The 16,023-nt window shown below is 43.1% G+C and carries 15 protein-coding genes; 11 read left to right on the forward strand and 4 right to left on the reverse strand.

What is annotated here, in order from left to right:
- The first annotated feature begins 147 nt into the window (after positions 1–147).
- Genes OIR97_RS03030 through OIR97_RS03050 form a run of 5 tightly spaced genes read left to right on the forward strand, consistent with a single transcriptional unit; the run spans position 148 to position 5,334 of the window.
- The gene (locus tag OIR97_RS03030; RefSeq protein ID WP_169546200.1) at positions 148–753 is read left to right on the forward strand and encodes an acyltransferase; all 606 of its coding nucleotides are present in this window, start codon (positions 148–150) and stop codon (positions 751–753) included.
- Positions 738–2,081 carry a glycosyltransferase gene (locus OIR97_RS03035; RefSeq protein ID WP_169546201.1) on the forward strand — a complete coding sequence of 448 codons (1,344 nt, stop codon included), beginning with the start codon at positions 738–740 and terminating at the stop codon, positions 2,079–2,081. The genes OIR97_RS03030 and OIR97_RS03035 overlap by 16 nt, the downstream gene beginning before the upstream one ends.
- A 59-nt stretch (positions 2,082–2,140) precedes the next feature.
- On the forward strand, positions 2,141–3,463 hold the full coding sequence (locus tag OIR97_RS03040; protein WP_169546202.1) for a hypothetical protein: 1,323 nt from the start codon (positions 2,141–2,143) through the stop codon (positions 3,461–3,463).
- 60 nt (positions 3,464–3,523) lie between these two features.
- On the forward strand, positions 3,524–4,567 hold the full coding sequence (locus OIR97_RS03045; RefSeq protein ID WP_169546203.1) for a lipid II:glycine glycyltransferase FemX: 1,044 nt from the start codon (positions 3,524–3,526) through the stop codon (positions 4,565–4,567).
- A gap of 17 nt (positions 4,568–4,584) precedes the next feature.
- The gene (locus tag OIR97_RS03050; RefSeq protein ID WP_169546204.1) at positions 4,585–5,334 is read left to right on the forward strand and encodes a polysaccharide deacetylase family protein; all 750 of its coding nucleotides are present in this window, start codon (positions 4,585–4,587) and stop codon (positions 5,332–5,334) included.
- On the opposite strand, the gene OIR97_RS03055 is transcribed toward OIR97_RS03050, so the two are convergent.
- Genes OIR97_RS03055 through OIR97_RS03070 form a run of 4 tightly spaced genes read right to left on the reverse strand, consistent with a single transcriptional unit; the run spans position 5,335 to position 9,634 of the window.
- The gene (locus tag OIR97_RS03055) at positions 5,335–6,663 is read right to left on the reverse strand and encodes a choice-of-anchor Q domain-containing protein (protein WP_169546205.1); all 1,329 of its coding nucleotides are present in this window, start codon (positions 6,661–6,663) and stop codon (positions 5,335–5,337) included.
- A 35-nt stretch (positions 6,664–6,698) separates the two neighbouring features.
- Positions 6,699–7,763, reverse strand: a complete 1,065-nt coding sequence (locus OIR97_RS03060; RefSeq protein WP_169546206.1) for a GNAT family N-acetyltransferase — start codon at positions 7,761–7,763, stop codon at positions 6,699–6,701.
- Positions 7,753–8,970, reverse strand: coding sequence for an aminotransferase class V-fold PLP-dependent enzyme (locus OIR97_RS03065; RefSeq protein WP_169546207.1), 1,218 nt, complete (start codon positions 8,968–8,970; stop codon positions 7,753–7,755). The genes OIR97_RS03060 and OIR97_RS03065 overlap by 11 nt, the downstream gene beginning before the upstream one ends.
- Before the next feature lies 1 nt (position 8,971).
- Entirely contained in the window at positions 8,972–9,634 is a 663-nt protein-coding gene (locus tag OIR97_RS03070) for a hypothetical protein (RefSeq protein WP_169546208.1), read from the reverse strand.
- Positions 9,635–9,905: 271 nt separating this feature from the next.
- Here OIR97_RS03070 and OIR97_RS03075 point away from each other — a divergent pair, with 271 nt between their 5' ends.
- From OIR97_RS03075 to OIR97_RS03100, 6 genes are read left to right on the forward strand one after another with little or no spacing between them, the layout of a single operon-like run.
- Positions 9,906–10,847 (forward strand): glycosyltransferase family 2 protein, encoded by a 942-nt coding sequence (locus OIR97_RS03075; RefSeq protein ID WP_169546209.1) that lies wholly within the window; start codon positions 9,906–9,908, stop codon positions 10,845–10,847.
- A 4-nt stretch (positions 10,848–10,851) separates the two neighbouring features.
- Positions 10,852–12,078, forward strand: a complete 1,227-nt coding sequence (locus OIR97_RS03080; protein ID WP_169546210.1) for a GNAT family N-acetyltransferase — start codon at positions 10,852–10,854, stop codon at positions 12,076–12,078.
- The gene (locus tag OIR97_RS03085; RefSeq protein ID WP_169546211.1) at positions 12,078–13,562 is read left to right on the forward strand and encodes an oligosaccharide flippase family protein; all 1,485 of its coding nucleotides are present in this window, start codon (positions 12,078–12,080) and stop codon (positions 13,560–13,562) included. The genes OIR97_RS03080 and OIR97_RS03085 overlap by 1 nt, the downstream gene beginning before the upstream one ends.
- Positions 13,563–13,605: 43 nt before the next feature.
- Positions 13,606–14,091 carry a hypothetical protein gene (locus OIR97_RS03090; RefSeq protein ID WP_219821769.1) on the forward strand — a complete coding sequence of 162 codons (486 nt, stop codon included), beginning with the start codon at positions 13,606–13,608 and terminating at the stop codon, positions 14,089–14,091.
- Positions 14,088–14,585, forward strand: coding sequence for a glycosyltransferase (locus OIR97_RS03095; RefSeq protein ID WP_169546212.1), 498 nt, complete (start codon positions 14,088–14,090; stop codon positions 14,583–14,585). Before OIR97_RS03090 ends, OIR97_RS03095 begins: the two co-directional genes overlap by 4 nt.
- 7 nt (positions 14,586–14,592) lie before the next feature.
- Positions 14,593–15,795: a glycosyltransferase family protein gene (locus OIR97_RS03100; RefSeq protein ID WP_169546213.1), complete on the forward strand. Its 1,203-nt coding sequence runs from the start codon at positions 14,593–14,595 to the stop codon at positions 15,793–15,795.
- The last annotated feature ends 228 nt before the right edge of the window (positions 15,796–16,023 follow it).

The following is a 16,023-nucleotide window of genomic DNA, read 5'->3' on the forward strand; positions in this document are numbered from 1 at the left end:
CTGAAAGGCAACAGTGCCCTTTATTTTGTGCGCCACTGATTTTTTTTCAGGTGCTTTCTTGCCTGTTATTATGTTTGATAGCTTAACGTTTCAGAAACGTCACTGAATTAAACATACATAATAGAAAACAGGAAGAAAAACTGGGTAATGGAAAGCTTAGCACGGTCACAGAGATCATTCTTTTCGAGGGTACTGACGAAAATTGATCGGCTTTTCTCATCTCTTTTTCGAGGAAGGCGGTTCGCTCAGTTTGGTGCCGGCAGTTATGTCGGCAAGCCGTTTCTTTTATCTGGCCTTGATGCGGTAAAGGTCGGACGTAAAGTCACCATTTGGAAAATGGCTCGAATTGAAGCCTTAAAAACATCTCCATCCTCTATTGTCCTGAACATAGGTGACGAGACGGTTATCCATCCATTTGTACATATTGCTGCGGCACACTCTGTCGAGATTGGAACAGAGTGTTTGTTCGCTTCTGGTGTTTATATCAGTGACCATGATCATAACTGGCAGGACGTAAACACTCCGACCTTAAAAAAACCAGGATTAACAGTAGGCGCCGTGAAAATTGGAAATGGGGTGTGGTTGGGTGAGAGAGCGATGATTCTAAAAGGGGTCACGATAGGGGAGGGATCTGTAATCGCCGCAGGTTCCGTTGTGTCAAAGGACATTCCAGCCAGATGTGTCGCCGGGGGCGTACCTGCTAAAGTTCTGAAAATTTGGGATGAAAAATTAGAGGAATGGGTGAAGGCGTGAAGAAGAAGCTTCTAATAATAGCCTACTTTTTTCCTCCCATCGGTGGCGCAGGTGCGCAGAGACCGACGAAGTTTGCTAAATATCTTGCAAAAGATGGATGGGATGTCACTGTCCTCACCAAAGAACAAATAGATGAGGGGAACCGCTGGGAACCTAAAGACTTATCTTTGTTTGATGATGTGGATGATAAGACAGGCCAAATATCTGTAATCCGGATCCCTGAAAAAGGGAAAACCACTGGTCAGTTTGCAATTGATCCTTTTGAAAATTGGGCTCTTTCCGCTGGGAAATATACCCTGGACCTGCTCGATAAAGATCATTTTGATGCTGTTTTTATTACGATGTCGCCTTTCTCCTTAACCATTGCCGCAGACGAAATTAGAAAAAGATCATCAGTTCCAGTGATACTGGATTTAAGGGATCCCTGGATACTGGATGGATGGACACCTCAGAAAACGTATCTGCATTGGCAGCTCAATTACCGTAAAATGAGCCACGCGTTAGTGCACGCGAGCGGTGTGGTTGCAAACACTGAAGAGGCGGGTAAGCTTTTTTTAGAAAACTTTGAACAATTGGATGAGAAACAGTTGTGTGTCATCGAAAACGGTTTTGACGAAGAGGATTTTACCAGACCACTAGAGACCCCCGAAGACCGCGCGCCAAAAAAGACTTTTACTTTAATGTTTTCGGGTTCTTTATGCACCCAGCCCAAAATGAATTGGTCCAGTCCGAAAGACATATTGAAACATTTGCTGCGATATTCGCCTGAGAAAATTGACCCGTCCGGTCGTACCCTTATTCATTTGCTCAAGGCAGTCGAGATATTGGAAAGCAGAAATGAACCGCTTGCCAAAATTCTAAAAATTGAATGTTTAGGATTGGCAACAGAGATGGACCGGGAATCGGTTGAGGCTTCTCGGGTTGGCAATATCGTGACATTTTGTGGTTATATTCCGCATGATCAAGCGGTTAAGAAAATTAGATCTGCGGACGGATTATTTTTACCGCTGCATGGTGCTGCAAGTCTATCCAGAAGTAGAATTGTACCGGGGAAAACATACGAATATATGGCCACAGGTTTACCCATATTAGGGTGCTTGCCAGAGGGCAATGCTCGAGAGCTTATCGGGAAGTATGAAGGGGGATTTGTGGCCAACCCCTTAAATCCTGAGGAAATTGCGGATCAGTTGCTAAAAATGTGGCAGTTTTCTGGAAGCGAAAAACCTGCTCCAGAAGCAAATAGCTGGATATACACTTATGAGAGGAAAAACCTTACAAAAAAACTTGCAGTTTTTCTTGAGAAGATTATTCAGGCAAACTCGAAATGAGTAGTTTGGCGATTATTATGGCACGGGTTTCGTTCTGGTTTTTTAAGGGCGGTGTTTAGATGGCGACACTTGATTGGGCAAATCAAACGACGGCACACCCTGTCGGTCTTGGTCTAATGGCGGTGTGTGCCGGAGCTACGCTCGTTGTCCGGCGAGAGTATGCTATTTTTCCTCTGCTGATTATGATTATGGCAATCCCCAGTGCGCAACGGATTGTAGTCGCAACAATTGATTTCAGTTTTATTCGAATTCTCGTTATGGCAGCCCTCTTTAGGGCGTTTATGAGAAAGGAACAACTGGGTCTAACGCGCCAAACACCTGATATTGCAATAATATTTTGGATGGTTTGGGGGATTTTTTCTTATGGACTCCTCTTCGGGACAGTTTCTGCCTTTATTACCCGGACAGGTTTTATGTTGGACGCTGTCGGGTCATATTATCTCGGGCGAATATATGTGAGAAATGTCTTGGATTTAAAGCGCGTAATGGTGTTTTTGGGCATCGCGTCTATTCCTATGTTTATGTTTTTCTCAATTGAGCGAGCAACGGGACAAAACCTGTTTTCCATTTTTGGCGGTGTACCAAAATATACTTTGATCAGGGACGGTCGTTTGCGTTGTCAGGGGCCTTTCTCTCATCCGATTATGGCAGGCGTTTTTTGGGCGGTATTGTTGCCGTGGCTGGGGTCTTTCTGGATAACAAAACAAATACCAAAAATTCTATTGATTACGTTCGCGGTATGCTTTCTGGGCATTGTATTAAACTCAGCGTCTTCAACACCTGTCATGTCGGTGGTTTTTGTTGTAATTGGAATGGGTTTCTATTTGTTTCGGGGATATTTAACGCAGATTAGATGGCTGGCCTTTTTCACATTAATCGCCTTGCATATGGTGATGCAAAAACCCGTTTGGCATCTCATTTCTAGGATTGATATCACTGGAGGTTCGACAGGTTGGCATCGCTATTATTTGATCGACCGGTCGATCGCTCATTTCCATGAATGGTGGCTGTTCGGTGTCCAGTCAACAGCACATTGGGGGCGCGGCCTGCAGGATGTCACAAACCAGTTTATCTTGGAAGGGGTAAGGAGCGGTGCTTTTGGCCTAATTCTTTTTTGCGTGTTCGTATACACGCTCTTCAAGCTTTATGGACGTAGTATCAAAGCTGCAAGACAAAAAAGCGACAGGTGGATCATGTGGGGGGCAGGGGTCATCCTTTTTGTTCATTGTATGAATTTTCTCGCGGTCTCTTATTTTGGTCAAATGCAAAACGCTTTTTATCTGCTTTTAGGGGCATCAGTTAGTATTGGCGCGACGATTATTCAGCGGACAAAAAAAATGAAAAGGCAGGAAGCAATCGTTGCGCAGGAGCGACTTGCTTGAGGCTTTAGAGGCAGGTCAATAGAAAGAACACTTATAATTGTTTAGTGAATTGAAAGATAAATGACGGATCTCAGGATTGACTATCTCACCGAAAAAGAATGGAATTTATTCACTAAACTTTTTCTAGATCATAACTATCGTCAATTTTGGGCGTTCGGAAATGAAAGCGCAAAAAGATTAGGTGCCATAAGTGAATATGTCGGTATTTACTTAAAGGATGAACTTATCGGAATGGCCAATGTCAGGATTAAAAAGATACCGTTGTATCCAACTGGCATCGCTTATATCAATGGGGGGCCGATACATCTCAAACAACAAAATGCCGAAGAAAACCTTGAGAATTTTAGGTTTTGCCTGAAAGCGCTTACAGCAGAATATGTTGCGCAACGTAATCTGGTTTTAAGGGTGAAATGTTCGATTTATGATGAAGAAGGGAATACGGCGCGGGACAGGGTTTTTCAGAACGATAACTTCAGACGAATTCAACCAGAAGAATGTTACAGAACCTTTTTGGTCGACGTGTCGAAAACCGAAGACGAAATAAGAGCATCTTTGCACGGAAAATGGCGCAACCAACTTAATCGTGCAGATAAAAATGATTTAACAGTTTTATCTGGAACTGGAAGCGATTTGTTCGAGACATTTGAAAAACTATTCGAACAGTTGAAAGAAAAAAAGGGATTTAGTGTTGCGCTTGATGTGGATTTTTATGAAAAAACTCAAACCAAGCTTCCAGAACATGAAAAGTTTTTGGTTCAAGTCGCACTGAAAAACAATGAAGTCCTATCAGCCCATGTGGGAAGCTATGTCGGGAATACTGCGGTTTATTTATTAGGTGCGTCTAACCCGAAAGGCAATGAGCTAAAAGCGTCTTACCTTCTTCAATGGTACGCTATTCGAAATGCCAAAAAGTTGGGTTGCGATTGGTATGACCTAGGCGGAGTAGATCCAGCAGGCAATAAAGGTGTTTATCATTTTAAGAAGGGGTTTAAGGGCACGGATGTGACAGCTGCTGGCCCATATCAAGCGGGAAGTGTAATGAATGTATGCATAGTCAGTATGGCAGAAAGAGCGTATCGCTTTCTCTTAAAATTAAGATCTTAAGTTTGGTGATATTATAAATGATAAATTTTCTTAATAGGGCTTCTCGGAAGATCAACCGATATCTGGCGCGTATTTCACCTGTGAAAACATCGACGCAGATTTTCAACGCTCCAATAGTGAGTTTTACGTTTGATGATTGCGCTAAAAGCGCCATCACCCGGGGCGCTAAAATTCTTGAAAGTAAAGGGATTTGCGGTACTTATTATGTTTGTGGAGGCCTGACCGACAAACTTGAAAACAACACAATCTGTCACAGTTTAGAAGATCTAATGGGCCTGAAGGCGAAAGGCCACGAGATCGCGTCTCATCTGTTTAATCATGTGCGCTGCGAAGAGCTAACCGCAGATGAAATCAGGGAAGAGTTCTCTAAAAGCAAAGAGTTTTTATCACAGTTCGGTTTGGAGCTTAATCGGACTAATTTTTCTTATCCCTTTGGATCGATAAATATGCGGGCCAAAAAAGAAGCCGCTCGTGAGTTTGCTACCGCGCGGGGTATCGCCAACGGTATAAATGTCTCCAAAATTGACCTAGCCTGTTTGAAAGCCAACGCGTTGTATGCGGATGACGTTTCAAGGGGCGTCATTACAGAGTTGATTGATCAGACAATTCGTGATTCGGGCTGGCTCATATTCTATACTCACGATGTTGATGAAAACCCGACAAAATATGGCATTACGCCTGAACTCCTTAAATTTGCTGCAGAATACGCAAAAAATAAAGGGTGCAGTATTCGGCCAATTTCCGATGTTGTAGAGCAATACTTCTAGTTATTGGGACGGGGAGTATTGGAAAGCGCCAACGTCACTCCTTTCTGATTTGGGCCTGGGACGGCCTTTAATATCAGTTTGTGTTTTGAACAGCATATTTGCCTTTTTTCGGGCTGGACTGTTTTCTTTTAGGTTGAAGTTAAAATTCTCAGGATCTTGAAAAATTTCGTTTTTATTTGAAATTTGTAGGTTGCTATGTCTGAAGACCCCGGGGATCTTTTTTCCAAATGAAGCCGCAATGTTATTAGCGATAACAGATCCGGAAGACGCCATCCCTTTTTTATGATTAAATATTTTGATACTTGCGGGCCCCGGTTTTCGGTCGTTAGGGTCAATAACAGTATTATGAATAATTCGGACGTTTTTTGCGCCCATCACTGTTATGCCGTGCCAGTGGTCAACAACGACCAAATTGTTTTCGATGATCCAGTTTTCATACATTCCATCAAAAAGGCCGATCCCTTGCATTGCGCAAGTAAATTTGGCGTTTGGATTGTCAGATCCGATAAACGTGTTTCCTCTTAATACCACGTTAGAGATTGTTCCTCGTCCCGTTCGTCCATTGGGTCCACTGGACCAGGATTGAAAGCCATCATCATGATTTTGATCTACTTTGATGCAGTTCTTGACGGTATTGCCTTCGAACAACAAATCGTTCGCTAAACCTCTCATTCCATCTGCTGAAAACTGATCGATAACGTTGTTCTTCACAACTGAGTTCTCTCCCATCACGGTAATACCGTTTCCAACATTGGTAAGTAGGTTGTTTGAGATGCTCACGTTTCTTCCGCTGGAACGAATTCCGTCGGAGGCTTTTTCATGCCAGTCTTTTTGCGACCATCGTGACGCGTCAGGAATAGACTGAATATTGAGATTCGTCAGCGAAATAGAGCTGCTCTTTTTGTCAATAAGGACAAGTTTGGTTTTCTTGTAGTCTTTCGCAAGAGATCCGTTGATTTTTAGGTTATGGAGAACCCAGTTTTGGCTCGAATTAATTAGGATGCTGCTGAATTCAGCCTTCTCCCCTTTGGCCGATGTTACTGTTACCGGCTTCTTATTTTTACGGTTCTTGATCGTTAGTGCTCCGTAATTTCCTCCCGACAATATGAGTGTGTCTCCCGACTCCAGAATGTTTTTAGACATTGCTTTTTTAAGCGTGGACCAGGGATTTTGCTGGCTTCCGTTCTCACCAGCGTAAGGAGCGCGATTTATATCAACATAAATATTTTTAGCGGTAACATTTGTCGCCAACAAAATGATTGGCATTGCAATCAAAATAAAGATCCTCAGTGACAAAATATTTTTCTGCACTAGTTTAATATTAGGCATTTGACCTCTTTCGGGATTTACCTGACGATCACAGCTTATCTGCGTAGAATGCGTTTGATGATTTCTTTCGCTCTAGTTTTTAGATGTCCCGGGAAATGTAGTGCGCGGTTTGTCACGGTATAATGTTCGGAGACGCGCTTAACTTCTGCCGGTGAGAATTCTCCCTTATATTTGTAAATATAATAGTGGGAGTTGTCAGAGGTTACTGTTGAATCATATCCTTCCAAGTCAAACCTGTGGCATCCGGATTTTTTTGCCCATTTCATACCTTCGAGCCATAGTAATGGAGAGATTCTAAGGTTTTTAAGCTCTTTAAGCTTTTCTGTATCACCTGCAAAATGACGTCCATGGGCTGTGACGTTACTTCTATATATTTGCAATCCTGCGATCACAGTTTTTTCATGCAAGGCACATAAAACGATCCCATTTTCGCCTTTTTTGTAAAAGTTTTCAAACGAGAAAGCCATGCTCTGTGAGTCTAACTCGGAAAGGTGACGATTTTTTCTAAGATTGTTTAATAGTGCAAGAAATTCGAGATATGTCGACTTGTCAGTAATTGGTTGTACGGTGATTTCCTGCCTTTCAGCCCTTCGGGTTTCTCTACGTGCACTTTTTGAAAAGGCAGAGAAAATTTCATCTTCACTTCTAGTTAAATCAACAATGCCGGTTTTGCGGAATGGTTGGGGTTCGGCGGAAGAAAAGCCCGCATCCTTTAAAACTCGATGAGCGATTAGTGCGTCTTCTTCTAACCAATAAGGGGAGACATTCAATCGGCCAACGTTTTTAAAAATAGTCTGTTTTTTAAGGTTATTGATAAACGAATAAAAATCATCCTCATTATTAATGATCGGCCCACTTAGTATATTGGCTTGTGAGAATTTATTTTTAAAGATTCGGCTGGGAACAAGGCTGGCTAACGCAACCGCGCTAATCGTGTTTTCTTTTCTACCGATTAAGAAGTAGCAGGCGTTTCCTTCCGCTTTCTCAATATTTGCAAAAACAGGGAGTTGTCTAGGATGCTGATTTTTAGAATTCTCCAAAAAACCTTCCCATTCAATTTGTAACGGCCCGTCGAGAGACTTGAAGCATTCAATTTGCATGTTTTTTACCTGTTGGAATAAAGGCGGGTGCTGCTTTAAGGTCTCTTAGAATGAATTCAAGCGTTTTAACCATGTAGTCAATTTGTACACTATCAAGGTATTGATGAATAGGAAGAGAGACCAAGTGGTTCTTTAAAAAGCACGCTGATTTTTGGTCCTGCCAATCTAACTGTGAATGGAAACCTGACCACCAGGGTGTCGCTGCGATACCCGCGACGTTTAATGCGTCACAAACAGAACCTTGCTTCTCTACAAGTATAGGGAACGAAAGAGGACAGGTTTCTGATGTGATTTCAGAAAACAAAGGAGACATTCCGCTTAAGTTTTTCGTCTTTTTTGCTAAATATTCGAAGTTCTGCTTTCGCTTTTCCCTTGTTATATCAGGGTCATAGCGTTCCAATAGTGCTTTAGTGATGCTACTAATTTTTGAGTTGTTAAAAGCCGTTTTGTAGTAATAGTGCTGAGGCATGTCTGGAAAATCAGTTTGATCTTTTGCTGATGAAATATTCGGCTCGTTAGCGTCAGGTTTTAATTTAGCTATGAGTTTAGAGTAGAGGTTCTTGCCTAAGAGAGTTTGCAAACCAGCTCTGACTAAAGCTTTTTCTACAAATAATTTGGGAAGAGAATTGCTGAAATGAGTTGAGATCGTGTTTGTATTATCGATAAGTGCGCCTCCCCCGATTGAAGGAAAGAACTTGTAGAAACAAAATATCGCATAAGCGCCAAAACTTCCGGCAGGGTGACCATTGAGTTCAGAAAAGAGAGATAATGCGCAATCTTCTATTACAACAGCGCCTATCTGGTCAGCGTATTCACAGATTTCCGCTATGTTTGGTTGGACGACACCAAAATAGTGAATGATGTAAATCGCTTTTGTCTTTTCACTTGCCTTAGCCTTTATGTCTTCTAGAGAGATAGTTGTGTCTATATTGATACTGTATAACACGATCTTTGCACCAGCCTTTATGGCAGGATCAACCTCCGATCCGCAATTAAACGAAGGCATCAAAATCTCATCGCCTTCTTGAAAATCTAGTTGTTTCATGACTTCGAAAATACCGGTCCGGGCATTTGCACAGTAATAGACATTTGACCTATTGAATCTGCTTTCTAGGGTTTCCACCACATTCCCTATCGATTTTTTTCTAAGTAAATTAGAAAAGCTAATCGTTGGATCTTCACAGTTGAGCACTCTCTCAGTTTTCATTTTATAGGATTTCCTGAGCTGGCACTGGAGCTTTCAATAAATTCGTTTGCCGTTTACCAGAGCGCTTATACTCTGCCACATATCCAAGATAGCTCCACCCCATTCGTGCAAGCGAGGATTGTGTGGTTGTGTTGTAATCTCTACAGTTTACGAAAAAGAGCGTAGTTCCAAATTGAGCCCGGTGGATCATCAATTGCCATAAAAACTTGTCGAAAAGCTTTTTACCGCGATATTCAGGAAAAACTGTTGTTTGCCACACAAGTTCAGCATTGTCAGGAAGCGGTACAAAGAAATCACGCGCTTGTTGATTGTTTCTGAGCCAGCCCAATCCTGCTGTTTTTCCGTCAATTTCTCCAACAATTAGTTGATACTCGAGATCCGTGAGCCAGCCAAAGTCACCCCAACCAAGAGACTCTTGCTCATCTCTCAATCTCGCTAAAACCTCAGCGTCCAAGTCTTCCCAATTTAGGATTACGCGAAATTTGAGGCCTGGAAACGCAGATTTGTCTTTGTAATCCATGTTGGAAATGTCGAGGGAATAGATGTAATGATGCTTGCTGAACAAGGTGTCGCGAACTGATCGGATGAACTGGCGCAAAAACGGAAGCCAACCTTTTTTCCAGGCAGACTTGAGTAAAATAACTTTTTGTTTTTGCGTGGCCAACTCTTTTGTTCTCCGTTGAAAGCGAATGATAACGAGTAAATTTTGGTACAGCTTATAATATACTGACATCCTATCACGTTTCATTTAATAGAATGAAAGCATCAACAATTTATTACGAATTGTTTCATTTATTTTCCGAACGTTAAGGTGAAATTAAAGTCATTAACGCATTTACTTTGATAAGGTTTTTATAGAAAACGAACAAAAGAGACGTTTAGAAAATCGTATTTGGCTTTGTTTTTTTAATGGCAAATTTTTGAAAGTAATAAAAATGAATCCGGAAGTGTCCGTCATTATTGTTAGCTGGAATGTAAAAGAAATGGTTTTGGATTGCGTCAGAAGTGTTTTGGCGCAGACAAAGGCGACGTGTGAGGTGATTGTCATTGACAACGCCAGCGGTGACGGAACTGTCGAAGCGATATCTGCTGAATTTTCGGACGTCTGTATTATAGCCAATGATGATAATATAGGTTTTGCGGCGGCAAATAATCAGGGGATCGAGATATCCAAGGGTGACTATATTCTATTGTTAAACCCGGACACGCTCATTGTCGGTGATGCCATAGATCAGATGCTTGAATGGATGAAGAAAGATAGAACGGTAGGATGTGGTGGATGCCAGGTTTATGAAGCCGAGGACGTAATTCAAAGAACCTGCTTTAGCGACCCTGGCCCTTGGAACATTTTTCTTGTTCAAACTGGACTTCACAGGCTGACGATCTTGAGAAAATTCCTGGGTAAGCCAGAATATTCATGGTGGGATCGGCGGTCAGAAATGGATGTCGACGTTGTCTCCGGGATGTTTATGATGGTGCCAAAAACAGTGATTGATGATATCGGGTCAATGGATGACGCTTTCTTTGTTTACTCTGAAGAGGCCGATTGGTGCCGCCGGATTCGAAAAGGCGGATATCGGTGCGTTTTTACTCCTATTGCAAAAATCATTCATCGGGACGGCGGGAATAAAAGCACCTATCAAATTCGCCCCAAAATGTATATCCAATTGCAAAAAAGCCAACTTATTTATGTGCGTAAGCACTACGGCTTGTCAGGGTATATATTAGTAAAATTTCTGTATCTGGCTGCAATGTCAACAAGGGTATTGAGTTTCGGCCTCTTATCATTGTTATCGGCGAACCACCGGTTTAGAGGGAACGCTTCTCTTGCGCTTAAAGCAATACAATTCCATTTGTTTTCCAAGGAACCGGTGTAAGTTGATGGATAAAGATATCAATTTGCTGGGAATAAAGTCGAACACTGGTTTGTCGGTGAAAGTACTGAGATCCTGTTCGGATTTGCAGGCATATAGTTCGCAATGGGATGGATTTGTCGAGAAAAACGGCAGTGATATATATTTTACCATCGACTGGCTTCAAACATGGCTGGAGTTCTACGGAGCAAACTCTAAAATTTACTGTTTTCTAGTATATTGTGATGACCAAGTGGTCGCGGCAGTGCCGTTGGGTGTTGATAAACTTGGTTTTGGTCCATTTTCAATTCGTCTCGCTCGATTACTTGGGGCATATGGAACGATTGCGGTCTTTAATCTTGCAATTTCACCTGGTTTTGAAAAACAGGTTTTAGAGAGTGTGACCGAGTATTTGACAGAAGAAAATTGTTGCGATTGCATATCTATGTCTCCGTTATCAGGGCAGTCAGGATTTAGTCAATTTTTAGCCTCAGAACCAGCTCAATCCGGTCACGCATGGAAGATGGAAATATCAAATATAGGTCTTCACACTCTGTTTGAGCTTCCAGAGAGTTATGATCAATATCTTGGATCTTTGGGAAAAAGTAAGGGGAAGAAAATTCGATATGAAGAGCGCCTACTTTCCAAAAACTTTGATGTTGTAAACCGGGCCATCGACGGACCAGAGGCCAACGAATATTTTGACACATTTGTCGAGTTGCATACCAAATTATGGAATGAGCAAGGAAAACTTGGTCATTTTGGAGACTGGCCGCAAAGTTTGGAATTTAATCGAGCGTTAATTCGAAAATTCAGTCAAAAAGGAAAGGTCAAATTTTATGAGCTATCAACTGAAGGGCGCCCGCTCTCGATAGGCTATAGCTATGAGTTTGGCAAAACGTCCCATAATCGGTTAACCGCGAGAGATACAGATCCAAAATTAAAAAAATTTGGTCTAGGTCGGTTAGGTTACGTCAAGATTCTACAATTGCTTATTGAAGAAGGAAAACGAATAGAGGAAACAGGGCCCGGGCATTACGACTACAAAGTTTCAATTGGCGGTAAAGAGTATCAAATGATGCGTTTGCTGATTGCTCGGAATTCGATCGTTGCAAAAGCAAAAACGAAAATTTACCAAAAATTGTATGATGGTCTCAATTTTCTATATTATCGGGTTTGGTTTTTAAAAATCTCTCCCAAAATTTTTAAAAAAAATGCCCCTCTATGGTCCTTTTGGATTCGGGCTAAACTGTAATGTCGATTGAGTCAGGAAAAGCTCTTAGTTGGTCCTTTGTGATGAATATTTCATCTCTGGGGATCAATGCAGGCTTAATGTTTGTGCTTGCCGCTATCCTTGGTCCTGAGAATTTCGGTATTGTTGCTATTGCCAGCATATTTTTGTTTTTCTTACAGATTTTGGGCGGGCAGTTTTTTATTACTGTTCTTATTCAAAGAGACGTTCTGGAAGAAGAGCATGTCGACACGGTATTCTGGTTGAGTTCTTGTTGGTGCGTGTTGATGGCTTGCCTGGCAGCTTTAATGGCTGATTTCTGGGCGGGTGTGAACCGCACTCCTGACGTTGCGCCTGTTATTATGGCTCTTGCCCCATTGGTCCTGATCAAAGGTTTGGCAATCGTTCCTCGAGGATTATTGTTAAGACACTTAGATTTTAAGCACACTACAATCGCTATGGTTTTGGGCTCTCTTTGTGGTGGCATTGGGGGTATTTATCTTGGATTATCAGGATACGGCGTTTGGGCACTTGTCGTTCAGCAATGGATATTAGAGATCGTTTTGCTATGCCTTGTTTGGTTTTTCTCTCGCTTCAGACCACATTTCCGATTTTCCAGAAAACATCTGATTGACGTTCTTCCCTTCGCACGGGGCGCTTTTCTCAATGAACTCGGTGGATTTGCCCAATCTCGTTCAGAAGCCATCCTGCTCGGCATTCTGTTCGGACCGGTTTTGATTGCGCTCTATCGAATTACAGACCGAATGGTTCAGATCATCACGTCTATTCTATCAAGGTCTATTGCGTCGTTTTTATTGCCGTTCGCATCCCGGCATCAGAATGATGAGGTGAAATTAAAGCAGATTATTGAGCAATGTATTCGATTGAGTACTGCACTTTCTTTTCCTGTTTTAGGAGTACTGGCGGGAAATGCGCCTCTTGTTTTGGAAGTATTGGGGCCGGAATGGGCTATTGCCTGGATCGGTTTGATGCTTTTATGCGTCGTTGGAGCTTTGCAGTCCTTTTCGCTTTTGACCCCTCATTTGTTGCAGGCAATTGGTCGTCCGGGGATCGGGGCCGCTGTTACTTGGGGCACTGCAGCGACAAGCGTCTGTTCGTTTGTTATTGTTGCTTATTATGTGCAATCTGAATCTGTTCAGTTCCAGCTGGCGGCAGTATCCGGTGCGCGAGCCCTTGTTTTTCTGCTAATTAACGTTCCAGTAAACTTATTTGTAATAATTTGGGCTGTGGGCTTTAAGGCGAGTTTTCTAGGTAAATTGTTGTTGGGGCCTCTGACGTCGTTTGTTGCGGGTACAGGTTTGGGGTATGCACTAGCGCATAACTTTGTTCCTTCAGAATGGGACTGGATTATACGTTTCATTCTATCGGTTGGCGGGTCAGGTGCTTTGGCGATCGCTACACTGCTCATTATCGATATCAAAGTGCGCGACGTAGCAATTAGGAATTTGAAACATGTTACACATCGTTTCTTTACAAGAATCAGCTAATGATATCTGAAAGAAAAGTTGATTGTATCGGGAGGGGTGTATTTTGAATAAAAAGCACGTTTTGGCTATTGCGTCAGCCGGGGGGCATTGGGTGCAGTTGCAGCGTATGCGGCCGGCTTGGGATGGGTGCCAGGTGAGCTATGTGACAACCAAATCCGGGTATTTGGCTCAGGTGCAGGCCGATGCGAAAAAACGCCAGCAGAGTGAGCCGGGCTATTACACCGTTACCGATGCAAACCGGTGGCAGAAGTTGAGATTAATCCGTCAGATCCTGGAGATTTTCTTTTTGCTCGTTCGGTTGCGTCCGGACGTAATAATATCAACGGGCGCTGCTCCGGGTTTTTTCGCGTTGAAATTCGGTAAGATTTTTGGTGCAAAAACTATCTGGGTGGACAGCATTGCCAATGCGGAAGAACTGTCTTTGTCTGGACAAAAAGTAAGGTCCGCCGCGGACCTTTGGCTCACCCAATGGGAGCAGTTGTCCGGCGAAGAATCTGAAAAACCAAACTATGCCGGGAGTGTCATATGATTTTCCTGACGGTTGGAACCCAGTTGCCCTTTGACCGACTTGTTCGGGCGATGGATGATTGGGCGAAACGTAATCCCCAGCAGGACGTGTTCGGGCAGATTGCAGACCCCGGGGCCGATGGATATTATCCGCAATTCTTCGAGTGGCAAAAATTTGTTGAGCCTGATGAATTTGCAATCCGATTTGGACAATCCAAGATTGCTGTCGCCCATGCGGGTATGGGCTCTATAATTTCGGCACTGACCAACGCAAAACCGATCGTCATAATGCCGCGGTTTGCAAAATTGGGTGAGCATCGTAACGATCACCAATTAGCGACAGCAGAACAATTTCAAAACCGGGCTGGCGTTCGTGTGGCAAAGGAAGAAAGTGCGCTTGCCAGTGCTGTTGACGCTTTGCTAAGTCTGTCATCCGACGACACAGGGGGAGAAGAGGTAAGCGAGTTTGCTGATCCGAAGCTCATTGATACCGTGCGCCACTTTATTCAGAGCTGAGTAATCCATGAACAGAATAGAACAGCCGTCACCTGAGAAGAGCCCTCAAAGCACCGCCCAATTTGATGGCGTCATCTGCTTTGGTGGCGTTGACTGGTGGTATCATAATCGTGGTCACTATGATTTGCAGATGATGCGCGAGTTCAGCCGCCGCGTCCCGGTATTGTATGTGAATTCAATTGGTATGAAGGCGCCGAAAGTTGGTGAAGGGGCTATGTTCTTAACGCGGGTTAAGCGTAAACTTAAGAGTCTCTTTCGAGGACTGGTGCCTGTCCGGGAAAATTTCTCAGTTTTTAGTCCGGCCACACTTCCCGGCGGAGGAAGCGGTTGGTTCAGTGCGCTGATCGCCAAGTGGACTTTAGCGTTGCAGGTTAAATATGCTGCGTGGCGCTCCGGTATTAAACGTCCACTTGTCTGGGTGGCTTGTCCCCCGGCTCAGATCGTTGTCGATAGTCTTAATCCTATAAAGGTCGTCTACCAAAGAACAGACCGCTTTGAGGATTTTGCAGGTGTAAATCCTCGCCGAATTAAGGAGTTTGACGTCCTTTTGAAACAAAGGGCCGATACCGTTCTATTTTGTGCGAGGGAACTTTTTGAGGCAGAGAAGACTCAGAATCCGGGATCATTATTTGTAGATCACGGTGTAGATTTTGACCATTTCGAAAAAGCCGGCGTCGCGTATGATACCTTTAAAACTGAACCTGAGGACTTAGCGGGGATCTCCCATCCGCGCGTTGGTTTTATTGGTGGGATCGATGCTCATACTTTTGATCCTCAGTTGTTTATTGATGTCGCTGTTGCGTTGCCGGACGTTTCTTTTATCATGATCGGCGCCTGCTCGTTGCCGGAAAACTGGTGTCCACTTGAAAATGTTTATTTTCTGGGCCAGAGACCTTATGAAAAGGTTGCTGAATACATGGCTGCAAGCGACATTTTGATTATGCCTTGGAATCAGAGTGATTGGATAAAGGCTTGCAACCCTGTTAAGATGAAAGAGTATCTGGCCGTCGGTCGACCCGTCGTTAGTACTTATTTTCCCGAGGTTGAATTTTTCAAAGATCATATTGCCGTGGCCCGGACAGAAGCGGACTTTGTCGAAGAAGTACGTAAGTATCTGAAAGCACCTGGAGATGCAGAGAGCCGGCGAAACAGAGTGAAAGACCATACTTGGGCGTCAAAAGCGGAACAGGTATTCCGTTCTGTAATGTGAAGAAGCCCACCAACAAATAGAATATTATCTGCTAGGAAGGGAGGATCCTGTCTCTTCTTGTGTGTAACCCGTTTTTCTTAATATCTTTTAAAGCGCATTCTCCTGTGGATTTGTGTAATGTTTACGATGTCTTTATATTATAGTGGTTACTTAGCAGTTGATTACATGGGGAAGTTTTAGCGCAAAAGGGGTTTGCGGTAGAGCTTATTGATACTCGATACTCGATAC

The sequence above is a fragment of the Sneathiella aquimaris genome (genome assembly GCF_026409565.1).
GTDB lineage: Bacteria > Pseudomonadota > Alphaproteobacteria > Sneathiellales > Sneathiellaceae > Sneathiella > Sneathiella aquimaris.